Consider the following 23,931-nt stretch of genomic DNA (forward strand, 5'->3'; position numbering starts at 1 on the left):
CATGAAACATATTTTAGCTTTATTAGCCGTCATTTTAATGACTCAATTTACTTGTGCCCAAACCGTTGAAGTTTGCAAAACCTGCCCTATTTCAACATTAAGCGATGGAATCTCACAGGCAAAGGATTTTGATACCATTGTCGTTAAAAAAGGCACGTATAAGGAACATAATGTTATCGTTGATAAACCCTTGACCATCATTGGTGAAAATTATCCAATTATTGATGGTGAATTAAAAGGCGAAATCATTACAATTATTTCAGATAATGTTACTGTAGATGGTTTATTCATCATTAATGTTGGTAATAGCTATACCGCAGATTACGCAGCCATCCGTGTTAAAAACAGTAAAAATTTCTTGATTCAAAATTTGGTTTTAGAAAAGTTATTTTTCGGAATTTATATCGAAAAATCAAGAGATGGTAAAGTCTTTCACAACAAAATAATTGGTGAAGCTGTAGAGGAATATAATTCAGGAAACGGCATTCAACTTTGGTACAGTAAAAACGTACTGATTGAACATAATTTTGTGCAGCATGTTAGAGACGGTATTTATTTAGAGTTTTCTGATTTTTGCACTATTAAGAACAACGTCAGCACATTAAACGTGCGTTACGGCTTACACTTTATGTTTTCTAATGACGATTTATACGAAGACAATACCTTTGAAAACAATGGGGCTGGTGTTGCTGTGATGTTTTCAAGACGTATAAAAATGTTTAATAATAGTTTTAAAGAAAATTGGGGAACCGCGTCTTATGGCTTATTGCTGAAGGAAATTAACGATGCCGAAATTAAAGGCAACACCTTTGAAGACAACACTATTGGTATTAATGTAGAAGGGTCTAACCGTATTAATTATACGCACAATACCTTTAAAAATAATGGCTGGGCGATTAAAGTTAAAGGCGCCTGCTATACCAACATCTTTACAGAAAACAACTTTTTGTATAATTCCTTTGACATTGCCTACAATAGCAAAGTTAATGACAATGAATTCGACAAAAATTACTGGAGCAGCTACACAGGTTACGACTTAGATAAAAATGGCATTGGAGATATCCCCTACCGCCCCGTAAAACTATTTTCTTACATCGTAAATCGTACGCCAGAAACCATCATTTTACTACGAAGTATGTTTATAGATATTATTGATTTTTCTGAAAAAGTATCACCTGTTTTTACACCAGATGATTTATTGGACAACAACCCACTAATAAAAAAACTAACATGGTAACGATTGAAAATCTACATAAAAAATTCGGAAAGAATCAAGTCCTAAGTGGTGTTGATTTATCGATAAGCGAAGGCGGTATTTTCGCCGTACTAGGTCCAAATGGCTCTGGTAAAACCACTTTGATAAAATCGGTTTTGGGTATGGTGATTCCTGATAAAGGCACTATCACTGTGCTTGGCGAAAACATTAAAAAGAATTCCGAATACAGACATAAAATCGACTACTTACCCCAAATAGCTAACTTTCCGAGTAACCTTCGTGTTAAAGAATTAATCAAAATGATTAAGGATTTACGTAAACCAACCAATGAAGACGAACGCTTAATTGATCTTTTTAAATTGAAACCCTTTTTAGACAAAAAATTGGGAAACCTTTCTGGAGGAACCAAACAAAAAGTAAATCTCGTTTTAACCTTTATGTTCGATAGTCCATTGGTTATTCTAGACGAACCGACTACAGGTTTAGATCCAATTTCACTAATTCGATTAAAAGATTTAATTAAAGCCGAAAAAGCCAAAGGAAAAACCATTCTCATCACCTCACACATAATGAGCTTTGTTGAAGAAATTTCAGATGAAATTGTATTTATCCTTGAAGGCAAAATTTACTTTAAAGGCACCATTCAAAAATTAAAAACCAAGACCAATCAACCCGATTTTGAACATGCGATTGCGTCTATATTAACCGATAACCATGCTTAAGATATTAAAATATAGTTTTTACGACCTTATGCGTAGTCGCTGGAGTTACGTGTATTTTGCCTTCTATTTATTATTAGGTGTTGTCTTGTTGTTTTTGAATAATGATTTATCAAAAGCCGTTATTACCTTAATGAACGTCATCATCGTTTTAGTACCATTAATAGGCACTATTTTTGGTGTGATGTATTATTATAATTCACAAGAATTTACAGAATTACTTTTAGCACAACCTATTAAACGGTCGTCCATATTCTTAGGACAATATTTAGGTGTTGCCTTGTCATTATCTATGAGTTTAATTTTAGGATTAGGTATTCCTTTTGTGTTCTATGGCTTGTTTGAAAGCAGTGCCATTTGGGATTTTTCACTATTACTAATCACAGGTACATTTTTAACTTTAATTTTTACAGCATTAGCGTTTAATATTGCCTTATCTAATGAGAATAAAATTAAAGGCTTTGGTTATGCCATCTTACTTTGGTTGTTCTTGGCTGTTATTTATGATGGCCTCTTTTTAATGACATTAATTTTCTTTGAAGATTATCCATTAGATAAAGTATCGCTTATTGGCACGATGTTAAATCCTATAGATTTATCGCGAACACTTATCCTTTTAAAATTAGACATTTCGGCCTTATTAGGATATACAGGTGCGGTTTTCAAACAATTTTTTGGAACAAGTTTTGGCTTAATTGTATCTTTTGTGATGCTTACTGTTTGGGTTGTGATGCCTGTGCTACGCATTATATTCAAATCAAAGAAAAAAGATTTTTAATTATGAAACGATTACTATCAAATTCAGTTATTCTTATAATGATACTGTTAAGTTGTTATTCATGTAAAAACAACACAACCAAACATCAAGCAATTCAACTTGAAGGTTTAACACTCAACAATAACCAAAAGTGGATTGCCAACGAAGAAACTCATATTGGCATGAAGCGTATTGATTCTATTTTAAAGAACAACACTTCATCAAGTGGAAAAATTTTAGGTGATGTACTTTCAAAACAAACAAGTTATATTATTAAAAGCTGTGATATGGAAGGCGAACCACACGACCAGCTTCATGTGGTACTTGTTCCTATTCTAGAAGAAATTACAGATATAAAAGATGTAGAAAACACTTCAGAATTAGAGAAAAAAGTGACAAATTTGCAACGCTTAACAGCCACTTATTTTGAATATTTTAAGATTAACTGATAAAAATCATTTAATCAAAGACAAAATTGTCTGAATTTTGAATTATGATATTAAAGGTTATATATAAAGCCATTGCCTTGTTTTTAACGTTCGTTTTATTAGCGAACAATATTAACAACGTGGTTATTGTAACCGATTTTGTTGTGAACCAAGATTTTATTGCTAAAACGCTTTGTATTCAAAAAGACGACCAAAAAGGTTGTAATGGTAAATGTCATTTAGCAAAGCAACTCGTACAGAGTAACACAGATTCTGGCTCAGATGCACCATTACCAACAACAGACAGAACGCACTTAGACGTTTTTGTTATTTATGAAACTACAAACCATACCATTGCTGATTTTAGTCAATTATCAAGGTTCCAAAACAATCCATATTACAGAATAAAACAACCTGTTTCTGGCTTTTATTCTATCCATACGCCTCCACCAGATTTAAGTTAATTTTTTTTGAAGCTCTACTTAGAGCAAACTTCTATTTTTTGAAACCAAATCGGCTTCAAACAGGATACTTACATTTAAAAATAACTTAAACACTTTAAAATGAAACTTAAATATGTATTACCAATCGCATTTATTGCGTTATTCTTTTCATGTTCAACAGACGACGACGATAACACAACAATAGTTAATGAAGTTGAAGGATTAGAACTTATTCAAACCATTGTTAATGGCAACGAAACTATTGAGCTTTACAACGAAAAAGGTCTGTTTGAAACTGGCTATAATATGATTAGTCTTAGAATTAAAGACAATACAACAGATAGCTATATTGAAGACGCTACCCTCTCTTGGATGCCAATGATGCAAATGCCAACTATGGAACATTCTTCGCCTAAATCTACAATTTCAAAAGCTATAGGAAAAGACACCGTTTATGAAGGTTTTATCATTTACCAAATGATAAATACAGATGGTTCTGGTTGGTCATTAACTTTAAACTATACTATAGATGGCACAGATTATTCATTAACTGAAACTATCTCTGTAATGCAATATGGAAACCAAAACACAGCAACTTTTATGGGTAGCGATGGCACCAATTATATCTTGGCGTTAATTGAACCAAAAGACCCAAGTATTGCTGTAAACGAAATGAAAGTTGGTTTGTTTAAAATGGAAAACATGATGACTTTTCCTGTTGTAGAAGATTATACTATCGCTTTAGACCCACGTATGCCAGGTATGGGAAATCACACATCACCTAACAATACAGATTTAACTTATAATAATGCTGATAATTTCTATTATGGCGATTTATCATTAACAATGACTGGTTACTGGAAACTAAACCTAAAGTTAATGAATACTGATGATGATGTTTTAAAAGGCGAAGACGTTACCGATGAAAACGAAGCGAGTAGCTTGTATTTAGAACTGGAATTTTAATTTATTCCTTACTGTCATTAAGAATGAGGCACGACGTGAAGAATCCCAACTTTAATAGTGGTTGTGATTCTTCAGTTTCGCCTCTAACGTCTATGACACCTTTTACCCCTTTATTTTAAACACTAAAATTTTTAGCTATGAAAACGCTAATAACAGTCATTCTATGTCTGCTATTGTCTTCTTTGGGATTTGCTCAAGATAACAATAAAGAGACAAAAAAAGACACCACAAAATTAGAAGAAGTCCTCGTACTTTCAAGACGCAAATTAAGCAATCACAGACAAGAAAAAACACTGTCTAGCATTGATGATTATCTTGAAAAATCTAACAAAATAACCATGATAAAACGTGGTAATTACGCTTGGGAACCAACCATTAACAACATGACGAGTGAGCGTTTGGTAGTGACTATCGATGGTATGCAAATTTTTGGTGCCTGTACAGATAAAATGGATCCCATAACGTCGTATGTTGATGTTTCTAATCTCGAAAAAGTAACTATTGGTTCTGGTCAAGAAGGCACAGAAAACGGACATTCAATTGGTGGTGGCATTGATTTAAAATTACCATCCTCTAAATTTAATGGTTCTGGTTTTAAATCTGGATTAGACTTAGGTTATGAAACTAACGGCAACTATAAAGCAACAGGACTAGATTTAGAATACACAGGCAATAAATTCTTTATTAGCGCAGATGGTATTTATAGAAAATCTGATAATTATGATGCAGGTGGCAATGAAGAAATCTTATATTCTCAATTCGAAAAGTATAATATCTCATTAAAAACGGGCTACAAATTTTCAGAAACTCAAAGTATAGATGCCAACGTTATTTATGATAAAGCTACAGATGTAGGATATCCTGCTTTGCCAATGGATGTTTCTTTAGCTGAAGCTTTAATTGCATCCCTAACGCATTATTACAAACCTGAAGATAAAGCCTTAAAATCTTTAGAAACCAAATTGTATTTTAATACCATAACGCATATTATGGATGATACAAAGCGACCTGTTGTAGCTATTAGAATGGACATGCCAGGTTGGAGTGATACGTATGGATTTTACAGTAAAGCCGAACTGATGAAAAACAAACATCATTTCACGCTTAACCTTAATGGATTCTATAATAAATCACTTGCAGAAATGACCATGTTTTCTAACAATCCAGGCGAGCCAGACATGTTTATGTACACTTGGCCAGATATTAGAACACTATATTCTGGTATTTTTATTAAAGATGATTTTCATTTTAGTGCACATGAAACACTCGCATCTTCTATACGATTAGGCTATCACAATAACAAAATAGCAAAAGAAGTTGGTGTACAAAGTCTTCAAATTTTTCATGATACTGTAGATGACCAAAACAATAGATTTTTAGTGAGTTTAGCATCTACATATCAACTTAAAAAAGAGAATTATAATCTATCTGTTGGTTTAGGTTATGGTGAACGCGCACCTTCCGTTAGTGAAGGTTATGGTTTTTATTTATTCAACAGTTTTGACAATTACGATTATATAGGCAACCCAAATTTAAAGGACGAAAAAGCCTTAGAAGCTAACTTTAGTTTTAAACAGAAATTCAACGATTTTGAAATTGGTTTAGAATCGTCCTACTTCCATATTATGGATTATATTATTGGTGAGATTGCGCCAGACGTAAGCTCAATGACTATTGGAGCTAATGGTGTACGCGTTTATACAGCTTTGGACCATGCCTCTATTTTTAATACCTATGTAAATAGTAGTTATAAAATATCGAAACGTTTTGCAATCAACGGAACTGTTGGTTACAATTACGGAAAAGGAAATGATGGTGAAAATTTACCTCTCATAAAACCATTTTCTTACTTTGCTGAATTCAACTACAACACACCTAAATTTAATGCCGCATTGCAATTAGATGGTAACGGAAACCAAAGTAATTACAGCCGTAAGTATGGTGAAAATGAAACTGCTGATTATGCGATTCTAAATCTTAATTTAGGGAATGTATTTTACAACAAACTCGGAAAAACAGTCTTAAAATATGGTGTTGAAAACATATTAGACACTAAATATTCTACCTACGCAGATTGGAATAACTTTCCGAGACACGGACGCAATTTTTACTTAAACCTTTCATTTGTCCTACAGTAGCTAAACTTGTAAAAACCTCTAAAAGTGATTTTTATACAAAAGTTATGACTATCTTAGATTTTACATCTTTAGAATTCAATATCATTTTATTATAATTAGGATAATTTTATCCTGTTTATGATATTTGTCATATTAAATAATTATTTATCCCGCTATTTTTGACAAAAATTAAACCACGTAAACCAATGAAAACACTAAAACCAATCATCCTTAGCTTAGCTTTAATCATGTTAAGTTGTGGAGACAACGAAAAAAAAGAACAACACTCTGATACTGCAGAAATTCCGGTAAGTAGAGAAATGATTGCAGAATTAACCTCACCTCCAAATGTACCAACACCGGTAGGACGACGAAAAGCAAAAAAGCTTATTGTTAATATGGAAATTCTCGAAGAAGAAGGCGAATTAACAGATGGAGTAAAGTACGTGTATTGGACCTTTGGTGGTTCTGTACCTGGTAGTTTTATTAGAACACGTGTTGGTGATGAAGTTGAATTTACATTATCCAATCATCCAGATAATAAACTACCACACAATATAGATTTACATGCTGTTTCAGGTCCAGGAGGTGGAGCAGAATCTTCTTTTGTAGCTCCAGGCCATGAAAAAACATTTTCGTTTAAAACATTAAACCCAGGACTCTATGTTTACCACTGTGCAACAGCACCTGTAGGCATGCATATTGCAAATGGAATGTATGGCCTTATTCTCGTTGAACCAGAAGGAGGTTTACCACAAGTAGATAAAGAATACTACATTATGCAAGGTGATTTTTATACCAAAGGTAAAAATGGTGAACGTGGCTTACAGCCTTTTGACATGCAAAAAGCAGTTGACGAAAACGCAGATTACGTTGTATTTAATGGAAGCGTTGGCGCCTTAACTGGTGACAATGCCATAACAGCAAAAGTCGGCGAAACCGTTAGACTTTACGTCGGAAATGGTGGGCCAAATCTTGTCTCTTCTTTCCACGTTATCGGTGAAATATTTGATAAAGTTCATGTTGAAGGTGGTGACTTAATTAATGAAAATGTACAAACCACACTTATTCCTGCTGGTGGTGCTGCTATTGTAGAATTTAAAGTCGATGTACCTGGCACATTTATTTTAGTAGATCACTCTATATTTAGAGCATTTAATAAAGGTGCTTTAGGTATGCTTAAAGTTGAAGGTGAAGAACAAAAGAAAATCTATTCTGGTGAGATTAGAGAAGGTATTTATTTGCCTGAAGGACCAGGAATACAAAACATGCCAACCACTAATGAGATCGTAGAATCTGAAATTCCTGCAAAATCTTTCGAAGAACAAATGGAGTTTGGAAAACAAATCTATATGCAAACCTGTTTTGCTTGTCACCAAGCAGAAGGGCAAGGCATTCCTAATGCGTTTCCTCCTCTGGCAAAGTCAGATTATTTAAATGCCGATGTGGATAGAGCAATTGGAGTTGTTATCAATGGATTAAGTGGCGAAATCACTGTAAATGGCGCGAAGTACAATAGCGTTATGACCAAGCAAATGATCTCTTCAGACGATGTTGCCAATGTATTGACTTATGTTTACAACAGTTGGGGGAATTCTAAAAAAGTAGTGACCAAAAAGATGGTTGACGACGTTAAAAAGAAATAATATTATGAAAACCAAAGTCTTTAGTTTGTTATTACTGTGTTTAATGGTTCAATCTTTAATGATTGGGCAGACTAAAGACATGGTTTTCATTGAAGGGAGTCGCTATATTCCTTTATATGGAAGAGATTCTACAGTCGTTGAAGTCAAAGATTTCAATATAGATATCTATCCTGTATCTACTGAAGATTATAAGCAATTTCTAAAAGATAATCCAAAATGGAGAAAATCTAAAGTCGTAAAGTTATTTGCAGATAAAAGTTATTTATCCAATTGGAAAACCGATTTAGAACCCAAAGATTCTATTAATTCTAACAGTCCGGTTAACTATGTGTCTTGGTTTGCGGCAAAGGCCTATTGCGAATGCCAAAATAAGCGTTTACCAACAATTGACGAATGGGAATATGTTGCCATGGCAGACGAAACCACTAAAGATGCACGTGTAAAACCATCTTATAATGCACAAATTTTAGCCTGGTATGAAGCCCCTAGAACAAAAGAAAACCGTATTGGTGAAACACCAAAAAATGCTTGGGGAGTTTACGATTTACACGGTTTACTTTGGGAGTGGACTTTAGATTTTAATTCGGTATTAATCACCGGAGAATCTAGAAAAGATGTTGATAAGGATAGTAATCTATTTTGTGGAAGTGCCGCAATCAACGCTACAGATTTAATGAATTATGCTGCTTTTATGCGTTACGCCATTAGAGGAAGTTTAAAAGCTAAATACTCTATGAAAAACTTGGGATTTAGATGCGTACAGGATATTAAAAAAGAAAACAAATGAACTTTTCAAAGAAAAATCACAAACACATAATCCATATAAATAACGTGAGTAACTATTTAAAAATATTAGCCTCAGCATTCGTATTGCTAATGGTTGTTACATCATGCAAATCGGATGCATCTAAAAATTCTGAAACTGCACTAGCTATGTATCAATGTCCAATGCAATGCGAAGGAGACAAAACTTATGATGAAGCTGGCAGTTGTCCTGTTTGTAAAATGGATTTAAAACAAGTAGAAACCACTTCAAAAGACATAGAAAGTGATGAAATTTCGGAAGAATCTATTTTCAACCTAACAAGTGAATGGCATACTGAAGAAGGGAATAAAATTCAACTTGAAGACCTTAAAGGAAAAACATTGGTTATGGTTATAATTTACACCTCTTGTAAAGCTGCTTGTCCAAGATTGGTTGCAGATATGCGACATATTGAAGCTCAAATTCCTGTTGAGAATATTAAGAATGTTCAATTTGCATTAATCTCTATCGACCCAGACACTGACACACCAGAACGATTAAAAGCCTTCGCTATTGAAAACGCGATGGATGGAGAACAGTGGACCTTTTTACAAGGTACAGAAAGTGGTGTTCGTGAATTTGCAAATGTACTTTCTGTAAAATATAAAGAAATTTCACCAATAGATTTTTCACATTCTAATATTATCAGTGTGTTTAATGCCAAGGGAGAATTAGAACACCAACAAGAAGGTTTAGGAGTAGATAACAAAGACACTATAGAAACCATTCTGCAGCTCACCAATTAAAACGACTAAGATGAAAACACTATTAACAATCCTATGTTTAGGCGTTGTAATGACGTCCTATGCTCAAGAATTTGAAATTTCAACAGAACTAAGACCACGTTTTGAATACAGGCATGGCTACAAAACTCTTAGTCCAGATAACGTAGACGCAGCAACATTTATATCGCAACGCACACGCTTAAATTTAAGCTATAAAAGCGAAAAGCTTAATGCCTATATTGCTTTTCAAAATGTAAGAGTTTGGGGAGATGTTGCGACCCTATCAACTTCCGATAAAAACGGCATTACTATACATGAAGCCTGGGCTCAACTATTATTAAATTCTCAACTCTCTTTAAAATTAGGGAGACAAGAACTTAACTATGACGATCACAGAATATTTGGAAATGTAGGCTGGGCACAACAAGCAAGAAGTCATGATGCTTTTGTAATGACCTACACACCGAATTCCACTAACCGCATAGACTTAGGGTTAGCAATGAATGAAAATGCAGAAACACTTTTTGAAACTGAGTATCTCGTTAATGATTATAAAGCATTTCAATATTTATGGTACCACACCAAATTAGAGGCCGTAAGCTTGAGTTTTTTAATCTTAAATAATGGCTTAACTTATGAAGATGAAGATGATAAACAGAATGTAGATTATAACCAAATTATAGGGACCAGAGCTACTTTTGAAAACAATAAATTTAATGCTGATGCCTCCCTCTATTTTCAGACCGGAAAAATAGCAGACACCGATCTAAGCGCTATTAATATTGCCGCCAATGCGTATTATAAAATCAATGATCAATTTAAAGCAGGATTGGGTGTTGAGTATCTTTCGGGCACAGACATGAACACCACAGAGAATACTTTAAAATCTTTTAATCCATGGTTTGGAACCAATCATAAGTTCAATGGACTAATGGATTATTTTTATGTAAGCAATCATATGAATTCAGTAGGTCTACTAGATATAAATGCCAATTTGAGTTATGTAAAAAATAACCTTTCAGTAAAATTGGCTCCCCATTTATTTTCAGCCGCTGCAACCGTAATTGATAATACAGGTAATGATATGAGTAATGGTTTAGGTACTGAATTAGATCTTGTTTTAGGTTATAAGTGGAGCAAAGACATCAATTTTCAAGCAGGTTATTCTCAGTTATTTGCCACTGATACTATGGAAGCTTTAAAAGGTGGTAACAAAGACAACAGCAACAATTGGGCTTGGCTAATGATAACAGTTAATCCTAGCCTGTTCAAAACCACATTTAAGAATTAAAAGAAGACGTAAGATTACGATGCTATTTCATCCATAATCTTACGTCTTTTTTTAACTAAAATTCGTGAATATGATACACTTATAAATACGGCAGAAATTACTGTTAGTTATGTCTTAATTTCCCAGTAAACTCTTCAATAGTAATAATAAAAACTGTTGGAGTTTCTTCAGAATCAATTTTAGCAGAAAACTCACTTATAAAATCGAGATCACGTAATTCTTTCCTCAGAATAACATCTTTAACTCCTAAAGAAAATTCATGCAACATGGCTTTGGCACTGCTGCGTTCTAGTTCTATAAATTCTCCATGCGCAACAACAGATTTCCAATTGGTAATAGACTCTATTTCAGAAACCTCAAACGCTACAGACGTATGCAGGCGTAAAGCATTTAGTTTATGCCCTTCACCCGAATAACAAATAATTCTCTCGTCTGAATAAAAATACGTAATTGGCACTACAAACGGTTTGCCTTGATAAACATAAGCCAAATGACCAATATAGTTTCGGCTCAATAATAGTTTACATTCTTCTTTAATTAAGGTTTTTATCATGATATTCAGACTTTAAACATATTCAAATTTAGCAATTAATGACTGTGTAAGACTAACAATGGTAATTTCATTCTAGACTTTAGGACTTTACTTGGTGAGGTACTAAACAAGCGTTCTAATAAAGATTTATCTTGCGCAATAAAAGCCGTTATATCTATAGTGTTAGTTTGAAGGTAACTGGATACAGCATAATCTACGGGTACATCTTCAATGAGAAAATACTTAGATTCTAACAACGACAAGCGTTCCTTATCTCCTAAAGCTATTTGAGAGGTATCCTTTTCTGATGTCACTCTAAGCACATGCAATTTCAGATCAAAATCCTCAATAAAATCCATAATGTCTTCGCGCAAATTATTATTTAATTTACAATGGTTATTTAAGGATACAAGAAATTCTTTAACGGGTAAAAACTTATAATTACTTGGTATAACTAGCGTTTTACATTTTACCTTTTCAATGACATTAATCGTATTACTGCCAAAAATAACCTCCTTAATATTAGACGCACCATTACTTCCTATGACCACAAAATCTATAGAAAACTTATTTACTACTTGATTGACAGCATCGGTAAACACATCATAATCTATGATAATTTCAAAATGATAATCTTTAGTTTTATTCTCATTTTTTAATTTTTCAATTAAAACATTTAGTTTTTTATTTGGTTTTTCGGTTATAGAATCGTGTATAGAATTTTTAGGAGACATTAATAAATCGTCGGTTACATAACCTCCAACTTTATGCACGTACATGACATAATATGTACATTTTCTAGATTCAAAAAACCGCATAGCATAAGCCATAGCATTTTCCGCATTCTTAGAAAAATCGGTAAGTAAAAGTATCTTTTTCATAATAATTGAACTTATACTTAAAATTAGAAAAACTTATAAAAACGCACAATGATATTAATCATGAATTGAATTTGCTATTTCCAAAAGACATCACTTTCATTGTCTTCAAATTTTTCAGGTTGATGAATTATTTCAATCTGACGTAATTGTGCTTCTGTAGCTACTTTTTGAATTTCTGGAAAAAGAATCCGTTCTTCAAATCGAATATGCTGATCTAATTCTTCTTCAATTTTACTCAGTATTTTTAAATCATCATCTTTATCGGTAAACAATCGTTTTAAACGTCTGTGTTCTGCCAAAGCACGTTTTACCAATTCGTTTTCGGGTTCTAAAATCGAGAATATATGAGTTTCTTCTAATTCAAAATGTGGAATTAAATGATTTTCATAAAACCAATTGGCATAAGTTCTAATGCGTTTAGGATCTATGTCTTTGCTAAATCCTGCTCTAATTTTCCAGGATAACAATAAGCCATGATGATGTTCTCTGCTTAAAGGTTGAAGTGCTTTATGTCGTTTTTGAGGTTTAGGTTGCATACGTTTTGTGTTTGATAATATTAAATAACAGGACACTGATGCCCAATGGTAAAAGGATACTAAACAAGAATAGTAATAGGTAATAATGAGAAATAATTCCGGTTCCGAAATAAAACATAATCCCTTGAATTAACAGCAGTACTTCCGTTAAAACGAAGCCTAAAAAGAAACTATACATACCAAAATTTAAACTTTTAGAATGGTGTAGTAAATTGCTTTTCAAAATAAAAGCAAATAAAAATCCCGAAACCACACCCAACATGAGTAAGTGAATAAACCCGATGACAAAATTGCGATGATTATAAACTGCAGTAGAGAATTCTGGTAAAATTGATACTGTTTGAAACAGTACTTTTAAAATAAAACAAACCAGCGCAAAACCGTACATATAGGTCACAAGCTTATATTCTTTTTCGAATACTAAAACATGTCTCGGTTTTAGTATTTGCAAGAATTTATAAAGTGTTACAACTTGAATAATTATACCAATTCCATTAAGCCATATTAAACTTATGTGCGGTGCGAACCACTGAATTGGCAGTGCAAACGTTAATACGGTTGATGCTATTAATAGCAAATAAAACTGTCTAAATGTTTTAGAATCTTCAACTTTTAAAAGATGAAAAAACACAGCCAAAACAGCAATTAAAAACCAACCGTTAAACTGAAAGTGTAAAAAGAACTGAATCGCAATGTTATAAAATGCCGAAGTTGGCCCAAGTATAGAAACTGCTGGGCCTAAACACCAAACACCAATGGTTGAAATTACCATAAATAGGAGTGCTGTTTTTACTAATTTTCCTGAAACAAATGAGGTGCTTCTAGCGTGTTTCCAAATGAGATGGACAAAATAATAACTACAAAAAATATGCAGTGTTGAAAAGGATATTGAAATGGCTGCATATCCTTGTAACGGAAAGCTAATCATCATCCCAACCACAGCAAATTCTGTGACCCAAAATAAGCGCGTAAAATTTTTGGGTTTATCTGGAACAAAATAATGAACAAAAAGTGTAAATAACATTAAATACACCCAACCTAACATAGCAACATGAGAATGCGCGTGCGTTAAAAACCGATAATTTAAACCAATAGATTCTAAAAACGAGAAGCGTAACGCCAAACCCATCAAGGCAGCAATTAGAAAATTAATTAAACATATGACGACTAATTTTTTGGGCATCGCTTTAGATTACGATTTAGTAATATACAGATTAATAAGAAGAAAATCCCAAAATGTTAGCGAATAACATCTCAGGATTTTCACAAGTTAGAAAAATAATTAGGGATTGCTATTAACCAAACTGTTGTTCTAATTTTATAGCCTCTGGAAAAAGGATATTATTCTCTAAATGAATGTGTAGATGTAAATCTTTTTCAAACTCCTCTAACATCGCAAAAGTGACTTTATAGGTATTACAAGCATCTGCTGGCGGAGTATAATTATTAGTAAGTGCATCGATTTCTCTAAAACGCGAACCTTCGTTATCGTGTTCTTCCATCATCATGGCAATAGGATTTTCTACCGTACCAAATTGAGGAGATTGTACAGCACTATTTTCTAATTTAGCTTTCACCATTTTTTTCACGAAAGGAAAAAGGATAAGTTCTTCTTTTTTCATGTGCGATGCTAACTCTCCCGAAGAAGCCGTAAACAATTCGTTAATTTTAAATAATTCTGGATGACGCTCACCATGAACTTTACAGAGTTTATCTAAAAACTGGCGTAGTATTGGTGTTTTTTCTTCAACATATCTATGGTGTTTCTTTTCGATATATTCAGCCAATAAATCTAATGGCCAAGATTTATAATCAATAGTTTCTCCTCCTTTTGAATTTAAAACGTGATTAAGTTCATCCATTAACTGGTTGCTATCAATACCTTTTTTATCACACGCCTCTTCTACTGTTCTATTGCCTTGGCAACAAAAGTCAATTTTATATTTCGAAAAAATAGCTGCGGTTCTAAAATCGTCGGCAACAAATTGCCCTATTTCTTTTTGTGTGTTTTTTTGAAGTGTTTCCATATCGCTTGTTTATTTCGGACAACTTTATCCTATTTGTATTCAAATTTTTTTAGACCTTTAAAAATGCTACACCAGATTTTATATCTAATGCTAATTGTTCTAAACTCGTGTTTTCTAACATGTGCTTAAGTTCATCTCTAATGACCTTAAACTTGTCGTGCACAGGACAAGGATGATTTTCATCGCAAGTATGTAAGCCTAACCCACAACCTTTATAGATACCATCTCCATCAATAGCGTAAACAATTTGTGATAGTTTAGTGGTTGCAATTTTGTCTTTCTCAATTTCAAAACCACCATACGCACCTCTAACAGATTTTACAATGTTATTTCTAACTAGCGCTTGTAGAATTTTAGCAGTAAAAGCCTGAGGAGAATCTATCTCTTCCGAAATTTCTTTAGGACTAACACGTCTATTTTCAGAAGAATTAATAGCAATAAAAATTGTTGCCTTAATTCCATATTCACAAGCTTTAGAAAACATATTTAATAGTATTATTGATTACAAAAGTACAATATTTTTTTAAATAAGATAAAATTATCCGAAATAAATTATTTTTAAGAGTATTTAGATTTATACCATACTTTTTGCCATTCGCGTTGCAAAATAATAAAAGTAACCTCTTCAGACAATTTTAAAATGTCACTACCGTCAAGACTTCGAATTTTAGCTTCGGAAACATCTACTATATAAAGTAGATTTAGATAGTCTGAAAATTTAGAATTTATAAGATTAAAAACGGTGTCTTGAAATATTAATTTTAAACTCGTTGGCAAGGTCTCTTGGTCAAACTCTAAATCGATATTCGCATAAAGCAAATCCTTATTAAGTTGAATAATAAGGTTCTTATAAAGTTGTAAGGCTTCTGCCTCTAGAATTAAATCTTCAAAATTTGATGGTAAACTCATTAGGAATTAAACGCGTCTATTCATTAATTGTTCCCCAAACAATCGTAGCGATTGCTTTTTATCTTCAGTAATATTTAAAGTTTCTAAAACCTCAAAAGCCTTATTTGTATAGTCTTTTACAGCATTTTGCGTTGATTCCGCTGCACCAGAAGACTTGAATAACGCTTTAACCTTTTCAACTTTGTTACTATTAGGAAATTCAGAATTAGACATAAATGTCTTTAAGTTTAAGGTATCATCATCAGACCCTAACTCTAGTGTTTTAAGATATAGATACGTTTTTTTATTTTCGATAATATCCCCTCCTACTTGTTTTCCAAAGGTTTCAGGGTTTCCGAAAGCATCTAAATAATCGTCTTGTAATTGAAACGCGATTCCTAAATGGCGTCCAAATTCATAGATAGCATCTTGATCTTCAATTGACGCTTTTGCTACAATAGCTCCCATTTTCATAGCGGCAGCGACTAAAACCGCAGTTTTATATTCAATCATTTTAAGGTATTCTGCAATCGTAACATCATCTCGTGTTTCAAAATCGATATCATATTGTTGACCTTCGCAAACCTCTAAAGCTGTTTTGCTAAATAAACGTGCTAAATCTTGAAAGGTTTGAGCATCGTAATTTTCAAATAATTGATACGCCATAATTAACATGGCATCACCAGAAAGAATCCCTGTATTTAAATTCCACTTTTCATGAACCGTTTGTTTTCCTCGTCGCAAAGGAGCATCGTCCATAATATCATCATGTACCAAAGAAAAATTATGAAACACCTCAATAGATAACGCTGCATCCATAGCATTAGCACTGCTTTCACCGAAAACCTCAGCGGTCATTAACGTTAAAATCGGACGTAGTCGTTTGCCTCCTAATTCTAGTATATAATTAATAGGATTATATAAATTCTTGGGCTCTCGGTCTACTGTAAAACCTTCTAAATACTTCAGAAAGGGCTTTTGATACTTCTCAATATGTTGCATAAGACAAAAATAATGTTTTAAACATATTTTAAACTAATGTTAGTCATGTTAAAAAATCATTAAAACTTTGGAAACTTTTTTGGTTTTTAAAGTTTCCTGTTGTAGTTTTGCGCCAGATTAAAATAGATTTCCAGACCACGGAATAACAAAATGAAAGATAAAATAATATTAAAATCTACTGATTTGTTCTTAAACTTAGGGTTTAAGAGCGTTACCATGGATGATATTGCTAATGAAATGGGTATTTCTAAAAAAACCATTTATCAGCATTTTCAGAATAAAACAAAATTAGTGGAGGCTACTGCAATGCATGTTTTTGAAAAGATTTCACATGGTATTGATTGTATTTGTGAACTGAATACAAACCCGATTGAAGAAATATATGAGATAAAGAAGTTTGTAATGCTCAATTTAAAAGACGAAAAATCGTCTCCTCAATATCAGCTTCAAAAGTATTATCCAAAAATTTATGCCTCATTAAAAGGCAAACAATTTGAAAAAATGATTGGCTGTGTCACTCGTAATCTAGAACGTGGTGTAAGCCAAAAACTATATAGAGATACCATTGAGATTGATTTTGTTGCACGACTATACTTTAACGGTATAGTATCACTAAAGGATCAAACCATTTTTCCAAGAGAAGATTTTTCAATGATAATGTTAATGAATAACTATATAGAATACCATTTACGAGGAATCTGCTCGTCTAAAGGATTAGAAACATTAACACAATTAAACACCAATCTAAAATAACCTATGAAAAAAACACTAACGCTTTTAATTGGTTTTATCATTTTTCAAGTCGGCTTTTCGCAAGACCAGCCTACAAGCCTTTCGCTTCAAGAAGCCATTGACTATGCATTGGAAAACAATAGAACGTCCATTAATGCTTCACGAGATATAGAAGCTGCGAAACAACAGAAATGGGAAACTACTGCAATTGGTTTACCTCAAGTAAGTGCAAGTATAGATTATCAGAACAATTTAAAACAGCAAGTGCAATTAATCCCTGCAGAATTTTTTGGTGGGCAACCGGGAGAATTTGCAGAAGTAATGTTTGGTACTAAACAAAGTATGACGGCTTTTGCAACCTTAAATCAAAAATTATTTGATGGATCATACCTTGTGGGTTTACAATCTGCCAAAGTTTTTTTAGAAATATCTAAAAACGCTAAAACAAAGACCGATTTAGAAGTCAGAAAAGCGGTTATTGAAGCCTATGGAAATGTGCTTTTAGCAGAAGAAAGCATCAACATTTTTAAAAGAAATATTGATGTCTTGGAAAAAAACATTTTTGAAACACAAAAAATTTATGAAAATGGATTAGGCGAAGAAGAAAGTGTTGAACAATTACAGATAACCTTATCTGGTGTAAAAAGTAACCTGAATAATGTTGAAAGATTAAAAAAACTAGCCTATCAAATGCTAAATATTAATTTAGGCTTAGACGTTCAAAATACTTTGGTATTAACGGATAATCTAGAAACATTAACAGACCAAAATATCTCGTTAGCAGGTTTAGATACAGAAAACAATCCAGAAAGTACTATTGATTATTTAATTGCCTTAAACGACAAAAAATCAAAAGAGCTTTTGGTTAAACTAGAAAAAAGCAAAGCTTTACCAACGCTTAGTACCTTTATTAATGGAGGTTATTCTGGCTACAATGAAGACTTTTCATTCACCAAGAAAAATCAACCTTGGTTTGGGTCTTCTCTATTTGGCGTTAGTTTAGATATTCCAATTTTTAGTTCTGGTATGCGAAGCGCTTCAACCCAACGTGCAAAAATAAATCTAGAAAAAGCAGAAACTGATTTAACAGAAACAGAACAACGCATAAAACTTGAAATTGCATCGGCCAAAAGCGACTATCAATTTGCTATTGAAGATTACGACAATAAAAGACAAAATTTAGCACTTGCAGAACGTATTGAAACTAAAAACCAAACTAAATTTTTTGAAGGTATTGGTTCTAGTTTTGAGTTGAGACAAGCACAAACACAATTATACACCGCACAACAAGAATTACTTCAAGCTATGCTAGATGTTATAAACTCTAAAGCAACCTTAGAAACGGTTCTAAACACACCAATCAACAATTCATAAATCACTATTCAAAATGAAATATATATTTCCACTATTATTCATAGCCATATTTACAGTATCGTGTTCTGGCGAAAAGAAAAACTCTGTAGAAAACGTCATTGAACAAGGTAATCTCGAAACCATAAGAGCAAAAAGAGGAGAGCTCGTTGGAGAACAGCAAGCCATTAATGATAAAATAAAACTTTTAGACGAAAAAATAAAAACGTTAGATTCTGTAAAACATGTGCCTTTAATTACGACTTTTAAAGCTGAAGCTGAAGTTTTTAATCATGTTTTAGAATTACAAGGAAACGTTACCACTAAAGACCTTTTGACCATTACACCAGAATACAGTGGAATTTTAACCAATGTATATGTTAAAGAAGGACAAAAAGTAACTAAAGGTCAAACTTTAGCGAAAATTGATGATGGTGGTTTAAGTCAACAATTGGCTCAATTAAAAATCCAAGCCGAATTAGCAAAAACAACTTACGAGCGTCAGCAACGTCTTTGGGAACAGAACATCGGTAGTGAAATTCAGTTTTTACAATCAAAATCTACATACGAATCACAAGAAGAAGCCGTTAATCAGTTAAAGCAACAAATTTCTAAAACAACTGTTAAAGCTCCTTTTTCTGGAACTATTGACGATATTATCACAGAACAAGGAAGTGTTGTTGCTGCAGGTCAATCTCCATTAATGCGTATTGTGAATTTAGACAATATGTATATTGAAACTGAAGTACCAGAACGTTACGTTTCAGACGTTACAAAAGGAAAAAGTGTCAGTGTAAATATTCCTGTATTAGGGAAAACAATCGAAACAAAAATTCGTCAAGCCGGAGATTTTATAAACCCTGCAAACCGAACGTTTAAAGTTGAAGTTGAAATTCCTAATAAAGATAAAGCGATTAAACCGAACCTATCTGCACGATTAAAAATTAATGATTACACAAGTGAAAATGCCTTGTTAATTCCACAAAGTGTCGTTTCTGAAAATTCTGAAGGAGAACAATATGTGTATGTGGTAACTAATAAAAACGCAAAGGGAATAGGAACCGCAAAGCGTGTTATTATTGAAACAGGAAAAACACAAGAGGATATCATTGAAGTTTTAAAAGGACTTGAAGATGGAGCTGAAATTATTAAAGAAGGAGCTCGTAGTGTAAGAGACGGTCAATCCGTAGAAGTTCTTAAAATAGACGAGAAGAACTAAAAGAACACTTTTAATCTTCAAAAAACTAACCAACAATTCAAACGTCTAAAACTAAAGACAAATGACTAAAAACAATAAAAAAAATACCGAAAAGGAATTTGGATGGTCATCATGGGCGATTAATAATAAAACCACCATGTATGTGCTTATTGCTGTCTTTTTCTATTTGGGAATTTCGGCTTTTTTCGACATGCCAAGAGAATCTTTTCCAGAGGTAAATGAAACCAAAATTTACGTCAGCACTATTTATCCTGGAAACACCGCTGAGGATATTGAAAAACTAATTACAGATCCGGTTGAAGACAAACTAAAAACCGTTAGTAATGTTGTAGAAATTACGTCGACATCGCAAGAAGATTATTCTATGGTGGTCATAGAATTTGATGAAAATATTACGGTAGAACAAGCCAAACAAAAGGTTAAAGACGAAATAGATTCTGAAACAGCCGGTGAAGATTGGCCAACATTTAACGGAGCAAAAGTAGAACCCGATGTTTTTGAGTTGAGTCTTTCAGAAGAAATGCCAATTCTTAATATTAATATTTCGGGCGATTATCCTATTGAAAAATTAAAGGATTATGCTGAATATCTTCAAGATGAAATAGAAGATTTACAAGAAATTAAGAAGGCCGATATTCGTGGTGCTCAAGACAAAGAAGTAGAAGTTGCGGTTGACATTTACAAAATGATGGCAGCTAAAGTAACCTTTAATGATATTCTTGGTGCTATTGGCAATGGAAACATTACGCAATCTGCAGGTAACTTAAAAGCAAGTGGCCAACGCCGAACTATAAGAATTATAGGAGAAATTGAAAAGCCATCAGAGCTAGAAGATTTCGTTGTAAAATCAGACAATGGTAATCCTATCTATTTAAAAGATGTGGCATCCGTTTCATTTAAAGAAGAAGATAAAACCACATTTGCTAGAAAATCGGGAGAACCAGTAGTGATGCTAGACGTTAAAAAGCGTGCTGGTAAAAACATGGTGGCTGCTGCTGAGCAAATTCAAGTTATTGTTCAAAATGCTATCGATAATGAGTTCCCACAAGATTTAGAAGTTACCATTACAAACGATCAGTCTTCTGTTACTATTGGGCAAGTAGATGACTTAGTAAATAATATCATCTTTGGTGTTATTCTGGTAGTTACTGTTTTAATGTTCTTTTTAGGATTTAAAAATGCCTTGTTTGTAGGGTTCGCTATCCCAATGTCCATGTTTATGTCACTTATGATTTTAGGTATGATTGGCTATAGTTTAAATACTATGGTCCTTTTTGGACTTATCATGGGACTTGGTATGTTGGTGGATAATGGTATTGTGGTGGTTGAAAACGTCTATCGTTTAATGGAAGATGAAGGCATGAGCCGTATTGAAGCGGCTAAAAAGGGTATCGGAGAAATTGCATTTCCTATCATCATTTCAACAGCAACTACTGTTGCAGCCTTTGTTCCTTTAGGACTTTGGCCTGGTATTATGGGGGAATTCATGAAGATTTTACCAATAACCTTATCCATTGTTTTAGGCTCGTCATTAGCTGTTGCCATCTTTTTTAATTCGGTATTAGTATCGCGTTATATGACTACAGAAGATAAGGATATGCCATTGAAGCAAATTATTAAAACAACAATTATTGTGGCTAGTTTTGGAATTCTAATTCTAATCTTAGGAGGCCCTTACCGTGGTATGGGAACTATTATGATCTTTACAGCAATTATGCTTTGGGCTTACCGCTTTTTCATTAGAGGTTGGGCAAATAGTTTCCAAACAAAAGCATTAGTACGTTTAGAGAATTGGTATGAGCGTCGTTTAAGGAATGCATTGTCTAAAAAGCAACCTTACATTTTAAGTATAGGAACGTTTCTATTATTAATAGCTGCGTTTATAGCTTTCGGAATTTCATTGTCAACACAACGTACCAAAGTAGAATTTTTTCCAGATAATAAACCCAATCAAATTATTGTCTATATAGAATACCCTCAAGGTACAGCCATTGAAAAAACCAATGCTATTACATCACAAATTGAAAAACGTGTGTATGAGGTTATCAATGCAGACCGATTTATGGAAAACGGCAGAAACTTCTTAGTAGAAAGTGCTGTTTCTCAGGTTGGTGAAGGCGCAGGAAATCCACAAACTGATATGGGTTCTGGAGCAGAAATGCCACATAAGGCTAAGATAACGGCTTCTATGCGAGAATATAAATTCCGTCGTGGAGAAGACAGTGAGCTATTGCGTCAAAAAGTACAAGAAGCCCTCGTTGGTATTTATCCAGGTGTTTTAATTTCAGTTGAAAAAAATGCAGATGGCCCACCAGCTGGTTCTCCAATTAATATTGAAATAGATGGTAACGATTATAATGAATTAATTGCAACTGCTGAACAAATGCGTGCTTTTATCAATTCTAAAAACATTCCTGGAATTGACGAACTTAAGATTGATGTTAATAAAGACAAACCTACAATGTTAGTCGCTATTGATAGAAAAAAAGCAGGTGAATTAGGAGTAACTGCGAAACAAATTGGAGATCAGTTACGTAATTCAATATTTGGATCTAAAGCCGGAATTTTTAAAGAAGACGGAGACGATTTTGATATCTATGTGCGTTTTAATGAAGCTAATCGTTATGATAAAAGTGCACTGTTTAATCAGAATATTACGTTTAGAGATAATACGGGTCAGATTAAGGAAATTCCATTATCTACAGTGGCTAAGCAGAAAAATAATTCTGGTTTTAGTGCTATAAAACACAAGGATACTAAGCGTGTTGTAACGGTCTATTCTGCTATGTCTCCTGGTTATACAGATGCGGGTTCGATTGTAGCACAGATTCAGAATGAAATGAAGAGTTATGAAGGTTTACCTGAAGATATTCATATTGATTACACAGGTCAAATTGAGGAACAAAACAAGCAAATGGCTTTTTTAATGGGAGCTTTTTTCACTGGTCTTGGTTTAATTTTCTTCATCTTAATCTTTCAATTTAACTCTATATCTAAACCGACAATCATTATGATTGCGATTTTCTTGAGTTTTATTGGTGTCTTTGGAGGTATTGTACTTTCTGGTAGTGCGTTTGTTATTATGATGACTATGGTTGGTATCATTTCATTAGCGGGAATTGTAGTTAATAATGGTGTTGTTCTCTTAGATTATGCACAATTGTTAATTGACCGAAAGAAAAATGAATTGGATCTTGGTGATAACGATTATTTAACAACCGAGGACCTTTTTGAAAGTATCGTTAAAGCAGGAAAAGCCCGTTTAAGACCAGTATTATTAACTGCAATTACAACTATTTTAGGTTTAATTCCATTGGCGATAGGTCTAAACATTAACTTCTTTACTTTGTTTGCAGATTTCGATCCAAACATCTATATGGGAGGAGATAACGTTGTGTTTTGGGGACCTTTAGCATGGACTGTTATTTATGGTCTACTCGTTGCTACATTTTTAACGTTGATTGTGGTACCAATCTTATTCTTTTTAAGTGTAAAACTTAAAATGTGGGGACGACGAAAATTCACTTCTGAGCCTTTAAGAGCTTTTGAAGTAGACCAAACTCCTCAAATAGATGAGTCTTCAAAACTCGAAATTAACAATTAATTGAAATCCATTATTTAAATAGAAAAATCCGAAGTCTTAACTTCGGA

At 33.2% G+C, this 23,931-nt stretch carries 23 protein-coding genes; 15 read left to right on the forward strand and 8 right to left on the reverse strand.

Annotation, left to right across the window (positions count from 1 at the left end):
• Window position 1: 1 nt before the first annotated feature.
• From BLT80_RS00555 to BLT80_RS00605, 11 genes are all read left to right on the forward strand, one after another.
• Window positions 2–1,237, forward strand: a complete 1,236-nt coding sequence (locus BLT80_RS00555) for a nitrous oxide reductase family maturation protein NosD (protein ID WP_245710054.1) — start codon at window positions 2–4, stop codon at window positions 1,235–1,237.
• The gene (locus BLT80_RS00560) at window positions 1,231–1,938 is read left to right on the forward strand and encodes an ABC transporter ATP-binding protein (protein ID WP_092465649.1); all 708 of its coding nucleotides are present in this window, start codon (window positions 1,231–1,233) and stop codon (window positions 1,936–1,938) included. The genes BLT80_RS00555 and BLT80_RS00560 overlap by 7 nt, the downstream gene beginning before the upstream one ends.
• Window positions 1,931–2,713 (forward strand): ABC transporter permease, encoded by a 783-nt coding sequence (locus tag BLT80_RS00565; RefSeq protein WP_092465650.1) that lies wholly within the window; start codon window positions 1,931–1,933, stop codon window positions 2,711–2,713. Before BLT80_RS00560 ends, BLT80_RS00565 begins: the two co-directional genes overlap by 8 nt.
• A 2-nt stretch (window positions 2,714–2,715) precedes the next feature.
• Window positions 2,716–3,141 (forward strand): hypothetical protein, encoded by a 426-nt coding sequence (locus BLT80_RS00570; RefSeq protein WP_245710055.1) that lies wholly within the window; start codon window positions 2,716–2,718, stop codon window positions 3,139–3,141.
• A gap of 44 nt (window positions 3,142–3,185) precedes the next feature.
• Window positions 3,186–3,584: a hypothetical protein gene (locus tag BLT80_RS00575; RefSeq protein ID WP_092465651.1), complete on the forward strand. Its 399-nt coding sequence runs from the start codon at window positions 3,186–3,188 to the stop codon at window positions 3,582–3,584.
• Window positions 3,585–3,683: 99 nt separating this feature from the next.
• Window positions 3,684–4,529 (forward strand): hypothetical protein, encoded by an 846-nt coding sequence (locus BLT80_RS00580; protein ID WP_092465652.1) that lies wholly within the window; start codon window positions 3,684–3,686, stop codon window positions 4,527–4,529.
• A 137-nt stretch (window positions 4,530–4,666) separates the two neighbouring features.
• Window positions 4,667–6,667 (forward strand): TonB-dependent receptor plug domain-containing protein, encoded by a 2,001-nt coding sequence (locus BLT80_RS00585; RefSeq protein ID WP_092465653.1) that lies wholly within the window; start codon window positions 4,667–4,669, stop codon window positions 6,665–6,667.
• Between the two features lie 185 nt (window positions 6,668–6,852).
• The gene (nirK, locus tag BLT80_RS00590; protein ID WP_092466839.1) at window positions 6,853–8,292 is read left to right on the forward strand and encodes a copper-containing nitrite reductase; all 1,440 of its coding nucleotides are present in this window, start codon (window positions 6,853–6,855) and stop codon (window positions 8,290–8,292) included.
• 4 nt (window positions 8,293–8,296) lie between these two features.
• Entirely contained in the window at window positions 8,297–9,079 is a 783-nt protein-coding gene (locus BLT80_RS00595) for a formylglycine-generating enzyme family protein (protein ID WP_092466840.1), read from the forward strand.
• A gap of 161 nt (window positions 9,080–9,240) precedes the next feature.
• Window positions 9,241–9,843: an SCO family protein gene (locus tag BLT80_RS00600; RefSeq protein ID WP_092466841.1), complete on the forward strand. Its 603-nt coding sequence runs from the start codon at window positions 9,241–9,243 to the stop codon at window positions 9,841–9,843.
• 10 nt (window positions 9,844–9,853) lie between these two features.
• Window positions 9,854–11,113 carry an alginate export family protein gene (locus tag BLT80_RS00605; RefSeq protein ID WP_092465654.1) on the forward strand — a complete coding sequence of 420 codons (1,260 nt, stop codon included), beginning with the start codon at window positions 9,854–9,856 and terminating at the stop codon, window positions 11,111–11,113.
• A gap of 103 nt (window positions 11,114–11,216) precedes the next feature.
• Here BLT80_RS00605 and BLT80_RS00610 read toward each other — a convergent pair whose 3' ends face one another.
• The 8 genes from BLT80_RS00610 to BLT80_RS00645 all read right to left on the reverse strand — a co-directional run bounded on the left by BLT80_RS00610 (window position 11,217) and on the right by BLT80_RS00645 (window position 16,979).
• A complete protein-coding gene (locus BLT80_RS00610) occupies window positions 11,217–11,666 on the reverse strand; it encodes a pyridoxamine 5'-phosphate oxidase family protein (RefSeq protein WP_092465655.1) in 450 nt (149 codons plus the stop codon).
• A 35-nt stretch (window positions 11,667–11,701) separates the two neighbouring features.
• Window positions 11,702–12,526: a universal stress protein gene (locus BLT80_RS00615; protein WP_092465656.1), complete on the reverse strand. Its 825-nt coding sequence runs from the start codon at window positions 12,524–12,526 to the stop codon at window positions 11,702–11,704.
• A 74-nt stretch (window positions 12,527–12,600) separates the two neighbouring features.
• Window positions 12,601–13,062 carry a hemerythrin domain-containing protein gene (locus BLT80_RS00620; RefSeq protein ID WP_092465657.1) on the reverse strand — a complete coding sequence of 154 codons (462 nt, stop codon included), beginning with the start codon at window positions 13,060–13,062 and terminating at the stop codon, window positions 12,601–12,603.
• Window positions 13,052–14,245 carry a hypothetical protein gene (locus tag BLT80_RS00625; RefSeq protein WP_092465658.1) on the reverse strand — a complete coding sequence of 398 codons (1,194 nt, stop codon included), beginning with the start codon at window positions 14,243–14,245 and terminating at the stop codon, window positions 13,052–13,054. The genes BLT80_RS00620 and BLT80_RS00625 overlap by 11 nt, the downstream gene beginning before the upstream one ends.
• A 112-nt stretch (window positions 14,246–14,357) precedes the next feature.
• Window positions 14,358–15,089 (reverse strand): iron-sulfur cluster repair di-iron protein, encoded by a 732-nt coding sequence (ric, locus tag BLT80_RS00630; protein WP_092465659.1) that lies wholly within the window; start codon window positions 15,087–15,089, stop codon window positions 14,358–14,360.
• 49 nt (window positions 15,090–15,138) lie between these two features.
• The gene (locus tag BLT80_RS00635) at window positions 15,139–15,573 is read right to left on the reverse strand and encodes an RrF2 family transcriptional regulator (RefSeq protein WP_092465660.1); all 435 of its coding nucleotides are present in this window, start codon (window positions 15,571–15,573) and stop codon (window positions 15,139–15,141) included.
• Between the two features lie 74 nt (window positions 15,574–15,647).
• On the reverse strand, window positions 15,648–15,998 hold the full coding sequence (locus tag BLT80_RS00640) for a hypothetical protein (RefSeq protein ID WP_092465661.1): 351 nt from the start codon (window positions 15,996–15,998) through the stop codon (window positions 15,648–15,650).
• A gap of 6 nt (window positions 15,999–16,004) precedes the next feature.
• Entirely contained in the window at window positions 16,005–16,979 is a 975-nt protein-coding gene (locus BLT80_RS00645) for a polyprenyl synthetase family protein (protein WP_092465662.1), read from the reverse strand.
• Window positions 16,980–17,129: 150 nt separating this feature from the next.
• Here BLT80_RS00645 and BLT80_RS00650 point away from each other — a divergent pair, with 150 nt between their 5' ends.
• From BLT80_RS00650 to BLT80_RS00665, 4 genes are all read left to right on the forward strand, one after another.
• The gene (locus tag BLT80_RS00650; RefSeq protein ID WP_092465663.1) at window positions 17,130–17,732 is read left to right on the forward strand and encodes a TetR/AcrR family transcriptional regulator; all 603 of its coding nucleotides are present in this window, start codon (window positions 17,130–17,132) and stop codon (window positions 17,730–17,732) included.
• Window positions 17,733–17,735: 3 nt separating this feature from the next.
• Window positions 17,736–19,085, forward strand: coding sequence for a TolC family protein (locus BLT80_RS00655; protein WP_092465664.1), 1,350 nt, complete (start codon window positions 17,736–17,738; stop codon window positions 19,083–19,085).
• Between the two features lie 13 nt (window positions 19,086–19,098).
• On the forward strand, window positions 19,099–20,280 hold the full coding sequence (locus tag BLT80_RS00660) for an efflux RND transporter periplasmic adaptor subunit (RefSeq protein WP_092465665.1): 1,182 nt from the start codon (window positions 19,099–19,101) through the stop codon (window positions 20,278–20,280).
• Between the two features lie 61 nt (window positions 20,281–20,341).
• On the forward strand, window positions 20,342–23,884 hold the full coding sequence (locus BLT80_RS00665) for an efflux RND transporter permease subunit (protein ID WP_092465666.1): 3,543 nt from the start codon (window positions 20,342–20,344) through the stop codon (window positions 23,882–23,884).
• The last annotated feature ends 47 nt before the right edge of the window (window positions 23,885–23,931 follow it).

Origin of the sequence: Winogradskyella thalassocola (assembly GCF_900099995.1) — a bacterium.
GTDB lineage: Bacteria > Bacteroidota > Bacteroidia > Flavobacteriales > Flavobacteriaceae > Winogradskyella > Winogradskyella thalassocola.

Coding starts and splice junctions, on each gene's coding strand:
- BLT80_RS00635 (WP_092465660.1), bottom strand. CDS start 15,573: ATGTTTTCTAAAGCTTGTGAATATGGAATTAAGGCAACAATTTTTATT.
- BLT80_RS00645 (WP_092465662.1), bottom strand. CDS start 16,979: ATGCAACATATTGAGAAGTATCAAAAGCCCTTTCTGAAGTATTTAGAA.
- BLT80_RS00665 (WP_092465666.1), top strand. CDS start 20,342: ATGACTAAAAACAATAAAAAAAATACCGAAAAGGAATTTGGATGGTCA.
- BLT80_RS00565 (WP_092465650.1), top strand. CDS start 1,931: ATGCTTAAGATATTAAAATATAGTTTTTACGACCTTATGCGTAGTCGC.
- BLT80_RS00595 (WP_092466840.1), top strand. CDS start 8,297: ATGAAAACCAAAGTCTTTAGTTTGTTATTACTGTGTTTAATGGTTCAA.
- BLT80_RS00625 (WP_092465658.1), bottom strand. CDS start 14,245: ATGCCCAAAAAATTAGTCGTCATATGTTTAATTAATTTTCTAATTGCT.
- BLT80_RS00620 (WP_092465657.1), bottom strand. CDS start 13,062: ATGCAACCTAAACCTCAAAAACGACATAAAGCACTTCAACCTTTAAGC.
- BLT80_RS00580 (WP_092465652.1), top strand. CDS start 3,684: ATGAAACTTAAATATGTATTACCAATCGCATTTATTGCGTTATTCTTT.
- BLT80_RS00610 (WP_092465655.1), bottom strand. CDS start 11,666: ATGATAAAAACCTTAATTAAAGAAGAATGTAAACTATTATTGAGCCGA.
- ric (WP_092465659.1), bottom strand. CDS start 15,089: ATGGAAACACTTCAAAAAAACACACAAAAAGAAATAGGGCAATTTGTT.
- BLT80_RS00650 (WP_092465663.1), top strand. CDS start 17,130: ATGAAAGATAAAATAATATTAAAATCTACTGATTTGTTCTTAAACTTA.
- BLT80_RS00575 (WP_092465651.1), top strand. CDS start 3,186: ATGATATTAAAGGTTATATATAAAGCCATTGCCTTGTTTTTAACGTTC.
- BLT80_RS00640 (WP_092465661.1), bottom strand. CDS start 15,998: ATGAGTTTACCATCAAATTTTGAAGATTTAATTCTAGAGGCAGAAGCC.
- BLT80_RS00585 (WP_092465653.1), top strand. CDS start 4,667: ATGAAAACGCTAATAACAGTCATTCTATGTCTGCTATTGTCTTCTTTG.
- BLT80_RS00605 (WP_092465654.1), top strand. CDS start 9,854: ATGAAAACACTATTAACAATCCTATGTTTAGGCGTTGTAATGACGTCC.
- BLT80_RS00600 (WP_092466841.1), top strand. CDS start 9,241: ATGCAATGCGAAGGAGACAAAACTTATGATGAAGCTGGCAGTTGTCCT.
- BLT80_RS00615 (WP_092465656.1), bottom strand. CDS start 12,526: ATGAAAAAGATACTTTTACTTACCGATTTTTCTAAGAATGCGGAAAAT.
- BLT80_RS00655 (WP_092465664.1), top strand. CDS start 17,736: ATGAAAAAAACACTAACGCTTTTAATTGGTTTTATCATTTTTCAAGTC.
- BLT80_RS00560 (WP_092465649.1), top strand. CDS start 1,231: ATGGTAACGATTGAAAATCTACATAAAAAATTCGGAAAGAATCAAGTC.
- nirK (WP_092466839.1), top strand. CDS start 6,853: ATGAAAACACTAAAACCAATCATCCTTAGCTTAGCTTTAATCATGTTA.
- BLT80_RS00660 (WP_092465665.1), top strand. CDS start 19,099: ATGAAATATATATTTCCACTATTATTCATAGCCATATTTACAGTATCG.
- BLT80_RS00570 (WP_245710055.1), top strand. CDS start 2,716: ATGAAACGATTACTATCAAATTCAGTTATTCTTATAATGATACTGTTA.
- BLT80_RS00555 (WP_245710054.1), top strand. CDS start 2: ATGAAACATATTTTAGCTTTATTAGCCGTCATTTTAATGACTCAATTT.